Here is a 14,952-nt window from a genome sequence, read left to right as displayed (position 1 = left end):
GTTGCCGGCCGCCCGGGCGGTGCCGCATCGGCGAGCCCCGTCCGCCATTTTCCAGGATGACTCATGACCGATACCGCCGCTTCCGCCTGCCAGCCCGCGCTCGTGCGCAACGAGTTGAACCTCGTCTGGCTCGACATGGAGATGACGGGCCTCGACCCGGATAACGACCGCATCATCGAAATCGCGGTCGTCGTGACCAATTCCACGCTCGACATCGCCGTGGAAGGCCCCGTGTTCGCGATCCACCAGAGCGACGAAACGCTCGCGAAGATGGACGACTGGAACAAGTCGACGCACGGCCGTTCGGGGCTGATCGACCGCGTGCGCGCGTCGACCGTGACCGAGGCGGACGCCGCCGCGCAGCTGCAGGCGTTCCTCGCGCAGTACGTGTCGCCCGGCAAGTCGCCGATGTGCGGCAACTCGATCTGCCAGGATCGCCGCTTCATGGCGCGCTGGATGCCCGAATTCGAGCGGTTCTTCCACTATCGCAACCTCGACGTCAGCACGCTCAAGGAGCTGTGCCGCCGCTGGCAGCCGGCGATCTACAAGGGTTTCCAGAAGCGTGCGATGCATACGGCGCTCGCGGACATCCACGAGTCGATCGACGAGCTGAAGTACTACCGCGAGCATTTCCTGATTCCGGCCGCGTCGGCACCGGCAGGGGAGTCCGCGCCGGCTGCCTGAGCGACCTGCCTGAGCGACCTGCCTGAGCGGGCGGGCGCTCGACAGGCGCCCGGTGCGCTCAGCGCCGCGCGCTCTTCGGCCGGAACGCCGCGACCACCGCGTCGTCGGTCTCGATGTACGGGCCGCCGATCAGGTCGATGCAGTAGGGCACCGCCGCGAAGATGCCGGGCACGGTCGACTTGCCGTCGGCGTCGCGCAGCCCTTCGAGCGTTTCCCGGATCGATTTCGGCTGGCCGGGCAGGTTGATGATCAGCGCCGCATGGTCGGCGCTCTCGCGAATTACCGCGACCTGCCGCGACAGGATCGCGGTCGGCACGAAATTCAGGCTGATCTGCCGCATCTGTTCGCCGAATCCGGGCATTTCCTTCGTCGCCACGGCCAGCGTGGCCTCCGGCGTCACGTCGCGGCGCGCGGGGCCCGTGCCGCCGGTCGTCAGCACCAGGTCGCAGCCGGCGACGTCGACGAGTTCGATCAGCGTGGCCGAGATCGTCGGCGCGTCGTCCTGGATCAGCCGGGTTTCGGCGCGCCACGGCGAGCGAAGCGCGCCGGCGAGCCATTCCTGCAGCGCCGGAATCCCCTTGTCCTCGTAGACGCCCGTGCTGGCGCGGTCGCTGATCGACACGAGGCCGACCACGAGCTCGTCCGGGTGGTTACGCTTCGTCGTCATGGTCGTCTTCGGCGTCGTCCGGTGCGTCGTCGGCGTCCGCGTCAGCCGTGCCGCTCGCGGTCTTGATCCACTGGAACAGCTCGCGGAAATAGCGCGGCGGCTTGGCTTGCTGCGCTTCCTTGCGTGCGTTGCGGATCAGCGTGCGGCCTTCCTGGATGTCGGCGTCGGGGTGCTGGCGGAGGAACTCGGTGAGCGCGTCGTCGTTCGCGAGCAGCTGTTCGCGCGTGCGCTCGATCCAGTGCAGGCGGGCCGTGGCGGCCTTGTTCACGCCGCGCTGGGCGTCGAGCGCGGTGCGCAGGGCGGCCGTTTCCTCGTCGGTCAGCGAGCGCATCACGCGGCCGACGTACTGGAGCTGGCGGCGCTTGCCTTCGTGATCGGTGATCCGGCGCGCCTCGCGAACGGCGTCCGCGAGGCTTTCGGGCATCGGCATGCGCTTGAGCGCATCCTTCGGCAGGTCGACGAGCGCCTGGCCGAGCACCTGCAGCTCGTGCATCTCGCGCTTCAACTGGGATTTGCTGGGGCGATCGTAGCCGTTGTCGTCGTCTTCGACGGCATGCTCGATCGGCTGGATTCGGGTTTTGCGTGTCATGGGCGGCATTGTATCGCGGCGCGGACCCCCAAGCTTGTCGGTATCCGGCCCCGGACCTTGCTATGATCGCGGGATACGCAACATTTTGAACATGCGGGCGCCCGCCCGCCACCGGATACCAAGACGATGGCAGCCAATCTCGACGTACAAGCGCGCTATTTCCCGCACACGCAGGACCAGCTCAAAGAAATCGCCTCGGACATCCTTCGCCACGCGAAGGCGCTCGGCGCGTCGGACGCCGCAACCGAAATATCCGAAGGCGACGGCCTGTCGGTGTCGGTGCGCCGCGGCGAGGTCGAGACGATCGAACACAACCGCGACAAGATGGTCGGCGTGACGGTGTTCATCGGCAAGAAGCGCGGCAACGCGAGCACGTCGGACTTCTCGCCGGCCGCGATCAAGGACACCGTCGCCGCCGCGTACAACATCGCGCGCTTCACGGCCGAGGACGACGCAGCCGGCCTCGCCGAAGCGGAACTGCTCGAAACCGACCCGCGCGACCTCGACCTGTATCACCCGTGGGCGCTGACGGCCGACGAGGCCGTCGAGCTCGCCCGCCGCGCGGAAGACGCCGCGTTCGCGGTCAGCCCGCAGATCCGCAACTCGGAAGGCGCGAGCGTGTCGGCGCAGCATTCGCAGTTCGTGCTCGCGACGTCGCGCGGCTTCCTCGCCGGCTACCCGTACTCGCGCCACTACATCGCGTGCGCGCCGATCGCCGGCAGCGGCCGTCACATGCAGCGCGACGACTGGTATTCGTCGAAGCGCAGCGCGGTCGACCTTGCGGCGCCGGAAGCCGTCGGGCGCTACGCGGCCGAGCGTGCGCTCGCGCGGATGGGTGCCCGCCGCCTCGATACCCGCAAGGTGCCCGTGCTGTTCGAGGCGCCGCTCGCGGCCGGCCTGCTCGGCGCATTCGTGCAGGCAGTGAGCGGCGGCGCGCTGTACCGCAAGACGTCGTTCCTCGTCGACAGCCTCGGCAAGCCGGTGTTCGCACCGCACGTCCAGGTCGTCGAGGATCCGCACGTGCCGCGCGCGATGGGCAGCGCGCCGTTCGACGAGGAAGGTGTGCGCACGCGCGCGCGCAGCGTCGTCAACGACGGTGTCGTCGAAGGCTACTTCCTGTCGACCTATTCGGCACGCAAGCTCGGCACGCAGACGACCGGCAACGCGGGCGGCTCGCACAACCTCGCGCTGCGCAGCTCGAACACGCAGCCCGGCGACGACTTCGATGCAATGCTGAAGAAGCTCGGCACGGGCCTGTTGCTGACCGAGCTGATGGGGCAGGGCGTGAACTACGTGACCGGCGATTATTCGCGCGGCGCGGCAGGCTTCTGGGTCGAGAACGGCGTGATCCAGTATCCGGTCGAGGAAATTACCGTCGCGAGCACGCTGCAGGAGATGTTCCGGCACATCGTCGCGATCGGCGCGGATTCGATCGTGCGCGGCACGAAGGAAACGGGCTCGGTACTGATCGAGCAGATGACGATCGCCGGGCAGTAAGCCGCGCGGCATCGGCCGCGAGAAAACAAAAAGCCCGACCGGCGCGTATGAGCCGGTCGGGCTTTTTTATCGCGTGCGGCGTGTCAGCCGCGCTTGCGTTCGTACACGACGAACGCATAGCCGAACGTGTTCGGCGCGGCGGCCTGGTGCGCGTCGCGCGACACTTCGCGCCAGTGCGCGGGATCGGGCGCCGGGAACGACGCATCGCCGTCGAAGTCCGCGTCGATCTCGGTGACGATCAGCTTGTCGGCGAGCACGAGGCCTTCCGCATAGAGCTGCGCGCCGCCGATCAGGAACGCTTCGGCCACGCCGTCGCGCGCGGCGAGCGCGAGCGCGTCGGCGAGCGACGTGACGGTGTCGCAGCCGTCGAAGCGGCGCGCCGCATCGCGCGTGACGACGATGTTGCGGCGGCCCGGCAGCGGCCGGCCGATCGACTCGTGGGTCTTGCGGCCCATCACGATCGGCGCGCCCATCGTCGTGCGCTTGAAGAACGCGAGGTCCTCGGGAAGTTTCCAGGGCAACTGGTTGTCGCGGCCGATGATGCCGTTGCGGGCGCGCGCGACGATCAGGGTCAACGTCGTCATGAAGGTCGGGAAGAATAGAACCGGAATGGCGCCGATTCTACCGGAACGGCGGTGCGTAGCTGCCGCGTTGCGAATGCGTAGGCTGGGCGGCGTTCCGGCGCGCCTGCGCACCGATTAAATTTGGCGTCCTCATCAATTGGCGAGCGTGCGGTTTCGCTTGCGTATCATTGATAGGTGCGCTTGCCTTCCATCGCATGCTGCCCGTTCCCGGGAGGCGACAGCGGGATCGGCATCGGAAGCGGCGACGGTGGGACGATTTCGTCCCACAGTGTGACCGACGCCTTGTCGGCGGAATGCGGCTTCGGCACCGTGACGGGCACGATGCCGAAGCCGTTGTTCCGCTGCATGCGCGACGTACTGTCGGCGAACTCCGCCGTGCGTTCGTGCGTCACGCTTTCGTCTGCACGTATCGAGATGTACGGAAAGGCCGCCGAGAGTGCAATGACCGTCTGCAGGACGGAAAGAAAAATTGGTTTGTGCATGATTGCTTGCTCCGATGCGGTCCTGCATTCAGCGAAATGCATGCCATCGCGCGACAAGCGTTGTCGCGCCTGCGATTCGCGGGCACGTGTCGCGAGTCGCGCGCAAAAACACCGGGAAATGTTTCAGGCTTGAAACGGAGGGGCTTGGGAGTACTGCGGATTCAATCGATACGCTGCAAGGATGAAAATCGGCGCGTGTGTCGATGCAGGTACGGGTCTCCATGCAGGCGGTATGTGCAGACGATTGATCCAAGTCGACCGCCGGGCGATTCGACCGCTCGCCCATGCGCGCTGCAATTCGTTTGTCGCATTCAGCGCCTATAACCAAGCAGTCTTGAACAAAAAAAATAACTCGACGCGAGATAAGCGCCATCGTGCGAGGCTTTGTCGTCGCTGCGCATCGGCATGGCGAATCGAGCCGCTTCGGCTGACCCGGTTCGATCCTTTTGCACGCGAATCGGCGTGTGCGGCAATCGTTAGACGGTTGATGAACGGGGTGAGCATATGGGAGCCGAGCAGCGGCATGTGATCTATTTCTCGCGCGAGCCGAACGACGCGTTGCGCGGGCATTTCGACGAGTGCGGGTGGCGCGTCGATCTTGCGGAAAGCGCACGCGACGTGCGGCGTGTCGTGCAGCACGGGGTGGCGACGGCCGGCCTGCTCGATTTCTCGCCGGGTTTCCGGCCCGGGGATCTGCGCGAACTCGAAACGTGTCTGACCATCCAGCACATCGGCTGGATCGCGGCGACCCGGCGTGGGCAGTTGCAGGACGCCACGCTGCGCCACCTCATTCGCGACTATTGCTTCGACTACGTGACGATGCCGTACGAGACGGCGCGCATCGTCGAGACGGTCGGCCATGCGCATGGCATGGTCGCGCTGACCGACCCGGTGGCGTCGCCCGTCGGCGCCGGCCGTGCCGAAGGCGAGATGGTGGGCACGTGCGACGCGATGCTCGGACTCTTCAAGACGATCCGGCGTGTGGCCACGACCGATGCGCCGGTGTTCATCTCGGGCGAATCGGGCACCGGCAAGGAACTGACGGCCGTCGCGATTCACGAGCGTTCGGCGCGCGCGCATGCGCCGTTCGTCGCGATCAACTGCGGCGCGATTCCGTCGACGCTGTTGCAGGCCGAATTGTTCGGCTATGAGCGCGGCGCGTTTACCGGCGCGAACCAGCGCAAGATCGGGCGCGTCGAGGCGGCAAACAGCGGCACGCTGTTTCTCGACGAAATCGGCGATCTGCCGCTCGAAAGCCAGGCAAGCCTCCTGCGGTTCCTGCAGGAAGGCAAGATCGAGCGGCTCGGCGCACACGTATCGGTGCCGGTCGACGTCCGCGTGATCTGCGCGACGCACGTGGACATGGAAGTGGCACTGCGCGAAGGGCGGTTCCGCGAGGACCTGTTCCATCGGCTGTGCGTGCTGAAGATCGAGGAGCCGCCGCTGCGCGCGCGCGGCAAGGACATCGAGCTGCTCGCGCGCCACATGCTCGAGCGTTTCAAGGGCGACGCGCATCGCCGCCTGCGCGGCTTCTCGCCGGATGCGATCGCCGCGCTGTACGGCTATTCGTGGCCGGGCAACGTGCGCGAGCTGATCAATCGCGTGCGGCGGGCGATCGTGATGTCCGAGGGCCGGATGATTACGGCGGCCGATCTCGAGCTCAACGACTTCGCGATCCTGGCCCCCGTATCGCTGACCGAGGCGCGGGAAGCGGCCGAACGGCAGGCGATCGAGCAGGCGCTGCTGCGGCACCGCGGCCGCTTTGCCGACGCGGCGCGCGAACTCGGCGTGTCGCGCGTCACGCTGTACCGGCTGATGTGCGCGCACGGCATGCGCGATCGCGGCGACACGCTGGCAGGGTTTTCGGCGCCGTTGCCGGAGGTTCCGCATCACGCTTGCTAAAATCGCGGGTGACGGCCGCCCTCGCGGCCGAAGGAACCCGCATGAAACAGTATCTCGACCTCGTTCGCACCATCCTCGACACCGGCACCTGGCAGGAGAACCGCACGGGCATCCGCACCATCAGCATGCCCGGCGCGATGCTGCGGTTCGACCTGCAGCAAGGCTTCCCGGCCGTGACGACCAAGAAGCTCGCGTTCAAGTCCGCGATCGGCGAACTGGTCGGTTTCCTGCGCGCGTCGCGCAGCGCGGCCGATTTCCGCGCGCTCGGCTGCAAGGTATGGGATGCGAACGCGAACGACAATGCGCAGTGGCTCGCGAACCCGTATCGCCAGGGCGTCGACGACCTGGGCGACGTGTACGGCGTGCAATGGCGCCAGTGGCCCGGCTACAAGGTGCTCGACGCGGGCGCCGACGCGCAGATCGCCGACGCGACGCGCCGCGGCTTCCGGATCGTCACGCGCTTCGACGAGGACGGCGCGCCGAAGGTGCTGCTGTACAAGGCGATCGATCAGCTGCGCCAGTGTCTCGACACGATCATGGAGAACCCGGCCGACCGTCGCATCCTGTTTCATGCATGGAACCCGGCCGTGCTCGACCAGATCGCGCTGCCGGCGTGCCACCTGCTGTACCAGTTCCTGCCGAACGTCACGAAGCGCGAGATTTCGCTGTGCCTGTACATCCGGAGCAACGATGTCGGGCTCGGTACGCCGTTCAACCTGACGGAAGGCGCCGCGCTGCTGGCGCTGGTCGGCCGGCTGACGGGCTATACGCCGCGCTGGTTCACCTATTTCATCGGCGACGCGCACATCTACGAGAACCAGCTCGACATGCTGCAGCAGCAGCTCACGCGCGAGCCGTACGAGAGCCCGCGGCTCGAGATCGCCGAGCGCGTGCCCGAGTACGCGAAGACGGGCGTGTATGCGCCCGAATGGCTCGAGCAGATCGAGCCGTCCGATTTCTCGCTCGTCGGGTACCGGCATCATGAGCCGCTGACCGCGCCGATGGCGGTCTGACGCTGCCGCGGCGGGCGTGACCCGCGCCCGGCGCAACGAACATGAAGAAGGCCCGATCGGCGCTTGCCGGTCGGGCCGTGTCGTTTCTTGGGGCGACGGTTATCGGGTTACTGACGGCGGGGTTACTGACGGCGCCGCTCTTCATGGCCGCCGGGCGGCGGATTGCCCGGGTGCGGCGCCTCGACGTGCGGCGCCGGTTGCGGCCGCGGCTCCATGTGCGGTGCGGGCATCGCCGGGCGCGGCTCCACATGCGGCGCGGGCATCGCCGGCCGCGGCTCCATGCGCGGGGCCTGCGGCTGAGGCTGCGGCCGCGGCATGTCGTGCACCGCAGGCGGCCGATATTCGTTCGCACGAGGCGGCGCGACTTCGCGGCGCGGGGCGGGCTGGGCGACTTCAGCGTGCGGTTGCGGCGCCGGCGCCGCCCGCTCCGGCCGCGGCTGAGCATGCTGGGCCGGCGCCGCGAAATCGGGGCGCGGATGGGGCTGCGGAATCTGCGCGACCGTGTCGACGCGAGGCTGCGGCAATGCGCGCGGTGTGTCGTGCGGCACGCCAGCCGGTTGCGCGCCAGGCGAGGCTTCCGGATGCGGGGCCGGGGCGGCGCCGCGCACGGGCGGCAATGCATTCTGACCCGCGGCGTGCAGTGCAGTCGGAGGCGTCGGGCGCTGACGTTCCATCGGCGTATGCGGCTGCATCCACACGGGGGCGGGCGTCGCGGCCGCATGGGGCGTGTCGCGTCCGGCCGGCTCGTTGCCGGCGGTCGGCGGGTGCGGAACGCCATTGCCGGAGCCCATTGCCTGATGCGGTACCGGGTCGCCCGGCGCTTGTGGCGCGGCACCGTTGGCGAAGCGCGGCGCATTCGGCGCTTCGCCGTTCAGCGGCCGCGCGCCGTTCGGCACGCCCGGAATCGGCGCACCGGGCCGCGGTGCCTGTGCCTGTAGCTGTGCCGGTGCCGGCTGGCCTTCGCGCGGCGCGTGCGCCGGCTGCACCACGGGGCCGTGCGGATTCACGAGCTGCACGTTGCGCATCGCCCACGCGCCGGCTTTCGGATTGCCCGGCACGCGGACCGGGCGAGCCTGATAGTCGGCCGGCACGCTGGTCCGGACAACTGGCGCACCCGCGCCCGGCACGTGTTCGCCCTGGCGGGCGAGATGGGCGGCCGCCTGATCGCGATACGCGGCCGGCACGGCCGGATTGCGGGTCGCGACGAACGGATGCTGGCCGATCGCCGCCGGCGGCCGGTAGCTGGCCGTGCGCAGGCTGCCGGTAAAGCTCTGGCGCACCGGTGCAATACCGGGCGTACCCGGCGTCACGTGCGCGTTGCGCCATTGCCGCGGATCGACGTGCTGCGCGAAGCGCGCGACCGGCTGGCCGTGCACGAAGGCGGACGCCGGCACGGCCGTGATCGCGTGCGGCGCGCGGAAGTTCACGTAGGTCTTGTTGATGTTGGTGATGTTGGTGATGTTCGTCACGTTCACGGTCTTGTTCACCGTGACGTTGTTCACCACGATGTTGCGGTTCACGCGATCGTAGTAATGCGGGCTCCAGCCGCCCCAGCCGGGATGCCACGGTTCGCCCGGGCCGAGCGCGAACCATGCGCAGCCGGCCGCGGCGACGCCGCCGACCGTCAGCGCGACGCTCCAGTCGGGACCGCCGCCGCCGCCCACGAACGCGACGAGCGCCGGTGCATAGACGGGCGGCTGGCTCACGACAACCGGGCCGGGCACCCACGCCCAGCTGTCGTCGACATAAGCCCAGCGGCCGTAGTGATACGGCGCGAAGCCCCACGGCGCATCATCGACCCAGGTCCAGCCCCACGGCGCCTGCCAGATCCAGTGGCCGTCGTGATACGGCGCCCAGTCGGCCGGCGTGTCGTTCGGCACCCAGACCGCGCCGTAATTCGGCGTTTCGCGCCACGTGCCGTTCGCGTCGAGATCCTGGTAGCCCGGCATGTCGCGCGACACGTAACGCGCCGATACCGAGCGCTGCTCGGCTGCGTCGCGGTTCGCCGCCCACTGATCGAGCGGATCGGGCGCAGGCGCCGCCGCTTGCTGCGCGACCTGCAGGTCGGTGCCGGTGAACACGACCTGCTGCCCTGGCGACAGCGGATACTGCCCGTTGCTGCCGTACACGGTCGCGTTGCCGCTGCGCACGGTGACCGACGTGCTCGCGCCGTCCGGCGCGACGTCGACGCGATAGTCGCCGGGGCCCGTGATGCCGAGCGCGAGATTCGGCGTGTCGATTTCGTACGATCCGCCGGGTGGCAGCGCGCGCACGTGCGTCGATACGGTGCCGAGGCCGACCTTCAGCTGCGTCGTCGTGTCGTCGAGGTTCAGGACCGACAGGCTCGTCGATTCGCCGAGTCGCACCGCGGTCGAGCCGATATGCAGCTCGGAGCGCGCACCGGCATCGTTCCACAGCTGATCGCCGGTCGTCAGCGGCCGGTTCACGGCGGCGTAGGACCACGTATCGGTGCCGGCGGGCTCCGTCGTCACGGCACCCGACATGTAGTTGAGCCGCGCGACGCGAGCCGGCGGGTCGCCGCCCGACTGTCGGGCGGGGGCCGCATACGGCGCGCCCTGTGTCGCTTGCGCGAATGCGGAGGGCAGGATTGCCAGCGCGGCGAACGCGAGCAGCGTGCAGCGGGCGGTGCGCTTGAGCGTGAACAGGGAGGCCATGTTGAGCGTCTTCGTCGTTATCGCGGCGCGTCGATTCGTGCCGTCCGGTTCACAATATCCGCTCGGCCTGTTTCAGTGCTCGGTGTTTTGTAAGTCGATTAGCACGCGGTGTAACAAAACCTGTCCATTGCGGGGGGTGTCGTGCGGCCGCAATGCGCGCGTCAAGCGGACGTAAGCCAGTCGTCGAAAACCTGCTGTCCGGGCACGGTGACGCGCAGCACGCGCGGTCGCGCCGTGCGTTCGATCCAGCCGTGTGTGCAGAAGCTGTCGAGCAGCGCCGCGCCGAGCGCGCCGCCGAGATGCGCGCGCCGCTCGCTCCAGTCGAGGCAGCCGCACGCGAAGCGGCGCCGCCGCGTGCGCTGCTGCGCGACGTCGATGCCCCAGCGCGCGAGCGCCTGCGCGCCGAGTTCGGTGGTCTCGATCGCGTCGCCGTCGTCTGCATGCAGCCAGCCGCGCGCGGTAAGCCCGTCGAAGATGCGGACCGCAAGCTCACCGGCCATGTGGTCGTAGCAGGTGCGCGCGTAGCGCAGCTCGGCCGGCACCGTGCGCGACGGCGGCGGCACCGGCCGGTTCGGCGCGGCCGCGCGCGCGACGTTCGCGAGCGCCTCGAGCGACGCCGCGATGTCGGCCGATGCAAGCCGGTAGTAGCGGTGCCGGCCGCGCACGTCGAGCGCGAGGAGGCCGCCTTCGGTCAGGCGCGCGAGGTGCGCGCTCGCCGCGGACGGCGACAGCCCCGCGATCATCGTCAGTTCGCCGGCCGGCCGCGCGCTGCCGTCCATCAGCACCCACAGCATCGCGGCGCGCCCCGGATCGCCGATCAGCGCGCCCATGCGGCTCAGGCCCGGAAAGTGGTGGTCGTCTTGATCGGTCATCGTCGTGTCTCGTCAGATCAGGCGGAATGACTGCAGTGTAGGCGCTGCGCACATTCGATGTTTCGCGTTCGGATGAAATGTCGGATGCGGCGGGCCGGGCCTCCGCATGAGGCGCGGCCGCTGGCAGGGCGCGCGTAGAATGGCCCGACGAGGCGGCAGTGGGCCGCCGAATGCGACACGATGCAACGATGAAGACGATTTTCTGCCTGTTGGCGGTCGCGCTCCTCTGCGCGGCCTGTGCGCAGGGCGGCGCGGGCGCCGCCGGCGAGCGGGGCGGCAGCCTCGAGATGTACGGGACGATCGATCAGGGCATCACGGTACGCCGCTGATGGCCGCAGCAGGCCGGCGCCGACGCCGATGCCGGTTCGGCGCGCGATGAGCCATGGTCGTGGCCGCCCCGCGGCGGCCGCGACGTATTGCCGCAGTGCAACGTATAATGCGCCGATAACCGCGCCCCCGCCGCCTGGAGTTACCGAGATGTCCCAACCGACCCCCGTACCGGCCGCCCTCGACCGCACCGAAACCGTATTCCGCTTCCTCGCCGAGCCGTCGTCCGTGAACTTCGGTGGCAAGGTGCATGGCGGCGCGCTGATGAAGTGGATCGACGAGGTCGCGTATGCGTGCGCGGCAGTCTGGTCGAGCCGCTATTGCGTGACGGTCAGCGTCGGCAACATCCGGTTCCAGCGTCCGATCCTCGTCGGCAACCTGGTCGAACTGAAGGCGCGTGTGGTCGCGACGGGCCGCACCAGCATGCACATCCACGTGTCCGTGCACGCCGGCGATCCGAAGGGCGGCGTGCTGCGTCAGACGACCGACTGCCTCGTCGTGTTCGTCGCGGTGGACGAGAACGGCAACCCGGTGCCGGTGCCGCCGTTCGTGCCCGAGACCGACGAACAGAAGGTGCTCGCGAAATATGCGGCGGACGTGCGCGCCGCGCTCGACAAGATCATCGAGATGAAGCCCGACGAAGTGGCGAAGGGCACCGTCTGACGACAACGGGCGCAGCGTTTCCGCCGCGCCCGTCGCGCCATCGCGTGATCCCTGCGTATCAGCGCGACCCGATCATCTGTTCGGGCCGCACCCACGCATCGAATTCCGCGTCGGTCAGATAGCCGAGCGCGAGCGCGGCGGCCTTCAGCGTCGTGCCTTCCTTGTGCGCCTTCTTCGCGATCTGCGCGGCCTTGTCGTAGCCGATGTGCGGATTGAGCGCCGTCACCAGCATCAGCGATTCGTTCAGCAGCAGGTCGATGCGCGCGCGGTTCGGCTCGATGCCCACCGCGCAGTGGTCGTTGAAGCTCTGCGCGCCGTCGGCGAGCAGCCGCACCGACTGCAGCACGTTGTGCGCGATCATCGGCCGGAACACGTTCAGCTCGAAGTTGCCGCTCGCGCCGCCGACGTTCACCGCGACGTCGTTGCCGAACACCTGGCAGCACAGCATCGTCACGGCTTCCGACTGCGTCGGGTTCACCTTGCCCGGCATGATCGAGCTGCCCGGCTCGTTTTCCGGAATCGACAGTTCGCCGAGCCCGCAGCGCGGCCCGCTCGCGAGCCAGCGCACGTCGTTCGCGATCTTCATCAGGCTCGCCGCGACCGTCTTCAGCGCGCCGTGCGCGAACACCAGCGCGTCGGCGGCGGCCATCACCTCGAACTTGCTCGGTGCGGTTACGAACGGCAGCTTCGTCAGCCGGCCGATCTCGTCCGCGACGCGCACCGCGAATTCGGGATGCGCGTTCAGCCCGGTGCCGACCGCGGTGCCGCCGAGCGCGAGCTCGTACAGGTGCGGCAGCGTCGATTCGACATGCCGCACGCACTGGTCGAGTTGCGCGACATAGCCGGAAAACTCCTGGCCGAGCGTGAGCGGCGTCGCGTCCTGCAGGTGCGTGCGGCCGATCTTCACGATGTCGGCGAACGCCTTCGACTTCGCGTCGAGCGTCGTGCGCAGCGTGCGCAGCGCGGGCAGCAGGTGATTGACGATCGCGTACGCGGCCGCGACGTGCATCGCGGTCGGGAACACGTCGTTCGACGACTGGCCGCGGTTCACGTCGTCGTTCGGGTGGACCTTGCGCGCTTCGCCGCGCTCGCCGCCGAGCAGCTCGCTCGCGCGGTTCGCGATCACCTCGTTGAGGTTCATGTTGGTCTGCGTGCCGGAGCCCGTCTGCCACACGGCGAGCGGGAATTCGCGCGGATGCTTGCCGGCGATGATCTCGTCGGCTGCGTCGATGATCGCGTGCGCCTTGTCGTCGGCCAGCACGCCGAGCGACTGGTTCACGGCGGCCGCGGCGCGCTTGACGATCGCGAGCGCGTGGATCAGCTCGGGCGACTGCTTCTCCGTCGAGATCCGGAAATTCTGCAGCGAGCGCTCGGTCTGCGCGCCCCAGAGCCGATCAGCCGGCACGGCGATCTCGCCGAACGTGTCGCGTTCCATCCGAACTGCTTCGTTCATGATGCACTCCTCTTGGGAAGGGGAAAGGCCGCGCGTCGCGCGGCGTCTGGCGTATCGTGAGGCAGTCGCGCCGCTGGCGCGGCGTCTTGGGTGTTCAGCCGACAAGCATAGCGCCGGCCGCGATTTCGCGTCGTGTCGCGCTCAGCGCGTTGCTGCGATCAGCGACGCGGTCTTCGTGTGAAAGCGGCAGGCCATCAGCACGGCGACGCTGGCGAGGCCGGCCGCGAGCCCCCACCACAGGCCGCGCGCGCCGAGGCCGGCGTGGAACGCCAGCCAGTAGCCGGTCGGGAAACCGATGCCCCAGTAGCCGAGGGTCGCGGCGAGCATCGGGATTCGCGTGTCGCGCAGCCCGCGCAGCGCGCCCGAGCCGACCGTCTGCATCCCGTCCACGATCTGGAACACCGCGGCGATGCCGAGCAGCGATGCGGCGAGCGATACGGTCGGCGCATTGGCCGGATCGTCGAGGTGCAGGTACAGGCCGACGATCGCATGCGGCGCGACGATCAGCACCAGCCCCGACAGCGACATGAACGCGATGCCGAGGCCGAGCGCGACGAAGCCCGCATGGCGCGCGGCGACCGGCTGGCCGGCGCCGACCCAGTACCCGACCCGCACGTTGGCGGCCTGGCCGATCGCGAGCGGCACCATGAACGCCACCGACGCGACGTTCAGCGCGATCTGGTGCGCGGCGAGCGACGTCGCGCCGAGCACGCCGACGGTCAGGCCCGTCGCGAGAAAGAGTGTCGATTCGACCCCGTACGTGATCGCAACCGGCCAGCCGATGCCGATCAGCTCGCCCATCATGGGCAGTTTCGGGCGCGCGGCGATCACGAAATGGCGAAACCGCTGGCGGCCGTGCAGCAGCCAGATCAGCGCGAGCGCGGTGAGCCAGATCGTGATGGTCGTCGCGACCGCCGAGCCGAGGAAGCCGAGCCGCGGCAAGCCGAAGGCGCCGTGGATCAGCCCGTAGTTCAGCACGGCGTTGACGCCGACGCCGCCGATCGACACCCACAGCAGCCGGCGCGCCGCGCCGATCGCGGGCAGGAACGCGCGCATCAGCCCGACGCCGATCAGGCTGCCCAGCGCCGCGAAGCGCAGGATGCCGGTGTATTCGCCGACGTGCTGCGCGAGCGTCGGCGGCTCGTGGAACATCAGCAGGATCGGTTCGGACAGCGACAGCGCGACGATCGCCGGAATCGCCAGCAGCACGGACAGCACGAAGCCGGTCCAGTAGATGTGCGGCACGCGGTGTTCCGCCTGCGCGCCGCGCGCATGCGCGACGCTCACGCTGACCGACGACAGCACGCCCTGCAGCACGGTCACGATGACGAAGAAGAAGTTCGCGCCGAGGCCGCCCGCCGCGAGCGAATCGGGGCCGAGCGAGCCGAGCAGCACGGTATCGGTGACGCTCATCGCCATCTGCGAGAGCTGCGCGATCGCGAGCGGCGCGGCGAGGCGCGCGGTATCGGCGGCATGACTGGACAGGGACGGCGGCGCGGCGACCGTCCGCGTAAGACCGGAATGCGACATGGAATGAGCGCTCG

14 protein-coding genes are annotated in these 14,952 nt (G+C 68.9%); 6 read left to right on the top strand and 8 right to left on the bottom strand.

Annotated elements, in window-relative coordinates; all coding sequences use genetic code 11:
* Window positions 1-63 precede the first annotated feature (63 nt).
* Complete coding sequence (gene orn / locus C7H84_RS20755; RefSeq protein ID WP_121860545.1) at window positions 64-684, top strand: oligoribonuclease; 621 nt, start codon at window positions 64-66, stop codon at window positions 682-684.
* Window positions 685-742: 58 nt separating this feature from the next.
* Here the strand turns inward: orn and mog are convergent, their stop codons facing one another.
* Both mog and yjgA read right to left on the bottom strand, forming a co-directional pair.
* The gene (gene mog / locus C7H84_RS20750) at window positions 743-1,351 is read right to left on the bottom strand and encodes a molybdopterin adenylyltransferase (protein ID WP_121860544.1); all 609 of its coding nucleotides are present in this window, start codon (window positions 1,349-1,351) and stop codon (window positions 743-745) included.
* Entirely contained in the window at window positions 1,335-1,940 is a 606-nt protein-coding gene (yjgA, locus tag C7H84_RS20745; RefSeq protein WP_276208410.1) for a ribosome biogenesis factor YjgA, read from the bottom strand. The genes mog and yjgA overlap by 17 nt, the downstream gene beginning before the upstream one ends.
* A 126-nt stretch (window positions 1,941-2,066) precedes the next feature.
* Here yjgA and pmbA point away from each other — a divergent pair, with 126 nt between their 5' ends.
* Window positions 2,067-3,437 (top strand): metalloprotease PmbA, encoded by a 1,371-nt coding sequence (gene pmbA, locus C7H84_RS20740; RefSeq protein WP_014897696.1) that lies wholly within the window; start codon window positions 2,067-2,069, stop codon window positions 3,435-3,437.
* Window positions 3,438-3,520: 83 nt separating this feature from the next.
* On the opposite strand, the gene C7H84_RS20735 is transcribed toward pmbA, so the two are convergent.
* Both C7H84_RS20735 and C7H84_RS20730 read right to left on the bottom strand, forming a co-directional pair.
* Window positions 3,521-4,021, bottom strand: coding sequence for a dihydrofolate reductase (locus C7H84_RS20735; RefSeq protein WP_121860542.1), 501 nt, complete (start codon window positions 4,019-4,021; stop codon window positions 3,521-3,523).
* A 164-nt stretch (window positions 4,022-4,185) separates the two neighbouring features.
* Window positions 4,186-4,545: a hypothetical protein gene (locus C7H84_RS20730; RefSeq protein ID WP_240462061.1), complete on the bottom strand. Its 360-nt coding sequence runs from the start codon at window positions 4,543-4,545 to the stop codon at window positions 4,186-4,188.
* Between the two features lie 462 nt (window positions 4,546-5,007).
* On the opposite strand from C7H84_RS20730, the gene C7H84_RS20720 reads away from it, so the two are divergent.
* A complete protein-coding gene (locus C7H84_RS20720) occupies window positions 5,008-6,405 on the top strand; it encodes a sigma-54 dependent transcriptional regulator (protein ID WP_121860540.1) in 1,398 nt (465 codons plus the stop codon).
* Window positions 6,406-6,446: 41 nt separating this feature from the next.
* Window positions 6,447-7,418, top strand: a complete 972-nt coding sequence (locus tag C7H84_RS20715; RefSeq protein WP_121860539.1) for a thymidylate synthase — start codon at window positions 6,447-6,449, stop codon at window positions 7,416-7,418.
* Between the two features lie 122 nt (window positions 7,419-7,540).
* Here C7H84_RS20715 and C7H84_RS20710 read toward each other — a convergent pair whose 3' ends face one another.
* Entirely contained in the window at window positions 7,541-10,093 is a 2,553-nt protein-coding gene (locus tag C7H84_RS20710) for a DUF6600 domain-containing protein (RefSeq protein WP_121860538.1), read from the bottom strand.
* Window positions 10,094-10,254: 161 nt separating this feature from the next.
* Window positions 10,255-10,965: a helix-turn-helix transcriptional regulator gene (locus tag C7H84_RS20705; RefSeq protein ID WP_121860537.1), complete on the bottom strand. Its 711-nt coding sequence runs from the start codon at window positions 10,963-10,965 to the stop codon at window positions 10,255-10,257.
* Between the two features lie 188 nt (window positions 10,966-11,153).
* On the opposite strand from C7H84_RS20705, the gene C7H84_RS36495 reads away from it, so the two are divergent.
* Together C7H84_RS36495 and C7H84_RS20700 are read left to right on the top strand one after the other, a co-directional pair.
* The gene (locus C7H84_RS36495) at window positions 11,154-11,294 is read left to right on the top strand and encodes a hypothetical protein (protein ID WP_162999333.1); all 141 of its coding nucleotides are present in this window, start codon (window positions 11,154-11,156) and stop codon (window positions 11,292-11,294) included.
* A 148-nt stretch (window positions 11,295-11,442) separates the two neighbouring features.
* The gene (locus C7H84_RS20700) at window positions 11,443-11,955 is read left to right on the top strand and encodes an acyl-CoA thioesterase (protein ID WP_121860536.1); all 513 of its coding nucleotides are present in this window, start codon (window positions 11,443-11,445) and stop codon (window positions 11,953-11,955) included.
* Window positions 11,956-12,013: 58 nt separating this feature from the next.
* Here C7H84_RS20700 and fumC read toward each other — a convergent pair whose 3' ends face one another.
* Together fumC and norM are read right to left on the bottom strand one after the other, a co-directional pair.
* A complete protein-coding gene (fumC, locus tag C7H84_RS20695; protein ID WP_121860535.1) occupies window positions 12,014-13,408 on the bottom strand; it encodes a class II fumarate hydratase in 1,395 nt (464 codons plus the stop codon).
* Between the two features lie 141 nt (window positions 13,409-13,549).
* A complete protein-coding gene (gene norM / locus C7H84_RS20690; RefSeq protein ID WP_121860534.1) occupies window positions 13,550-14,938 on the bottom strand; it encodes a multidrug efflux MATE transporter NorM in 1,389 nt (462 codons plus the stop codon).
* Between the last annotated feature and the right edge of the window lie 14 nt (window positions 14,939-14,952).

Origin of the sequence: Burkholderia sp. Nafp2/4-1b (assembly GCF_003635165.1) — a bacterium.
GTDB lineage: Bacteria > Pseudomonadota > Gammaproteobacteria > Burkholderiales > Burkholderiaceae > Burkholderia.
Note: the sequence above shows the minus strand (reverse complement) of the source record. Positions and strands in the feature narration are given on the sequence as shown.

What these genes read in the sequence shown, in the direction of transcription:
- orn (WP_121860545.1), top strand. Translation starts at nt 64, where the DNA reads ATGACCGATACCGCCGCTTCCGCCTGCCAGCCCGCGCTCGTGCGCAAC.
- mog (WP_121860544.1), bottom strand. Translation starts at nt 1,351, where the DNA reads ATGACGACGAAGCGTAACCACCCGGACGAGCTCGTGGTCGGCCTCGTG.
- yjgA (WP_276208410.1), bottom strand. Translation starts at nt 1,940, where the DNA reads ATGACACGCAAAACCCGAATCCAGCCGATCGAGCATGCCGTCGAAGAC.
- pmbA (WP_014897696.1), top strand. Translation starts at nt 2,067, where the DNA reads ATGGCAGCCAATCTCGACGTACAAGCGCGCTATTTCCCGCACACGCAG.
- C7H84_RS20735 (WP_121860542.1), bottom strand. Translation starts at nt 4,021, where the DNA reads ATGACGACGTTGACCCTGATCGTCGCGCGCGCCCGCAACGGCATCATC.
- C7H84_RS20730 (WP_240462061.1), bottom strand. Translation starts at nt 4,545, where the DNA reads ATGCATTTCGCTGAATGCAGGACCGCATCGGAGCAAGCAATCATGCAC.
- C7H84_RS20720 (WP_121860540.1), top strand. Translation starts at nt 5,008, where the DNA reads ATGGGAGCCGAGCAGCGGCATGTGATCTATTTCTCGCGCGAGCCGAAC.
- C7H84_RS20715 (WP_121860539.1), top strand. Translation starts at nt 6,447, where the DNA reads ATGAAACAGTATCTCGACCTCGTTCGCACCATCCTCGACACCGGCACC.
- C7H84_RS20710 (WP_121860538.1), bottom strand. Translation starts at nt 10,093, where the DNA reads ATGGCCTCCCTGTTCACGCTCAAGCGCACCGCCCGCTGCACGCTGCTC.
- C7H84_RS20705 (WP_121860537.1), bottom strand. Translation starts at nt 10,965, where the DNA reads ATGACCGATCAAGACGACCACCACTTTCCGGGCCTGAGCCGCATGGGC.
- C7H84_RS36495 (WP_162999333.1), top strand. Translation starts at nt 11,154, where the DNA reads ATGAAGACGATTTTCTGCCTGTTGGCGGTCGCGCTCCTCTGCGCGGCC.
- C7H84_RS20700 (WP_121860536.1), top strand. Translation starts at nt 11,443, where the DNA reads ATGTCCCAACCGACCCCCGTACCGGCCGCCCTCGACCGCACCGAAACC.
- fumC (WP_121860535.1), bottom strand. Translation starts at nt 13,408, where the DNA reads ATGAACGAAGCAGTTCGGATGGAACGCGACACGTTCGGCGAGATCGCC.
- norM (WP_121860534.1), bottom strand. Translation starts at nt 14,938, where the DNA reads ATGTCGCATTCCGGTCTTACGCGGACGGTCGCCGCGCCGCCGTCCCTG.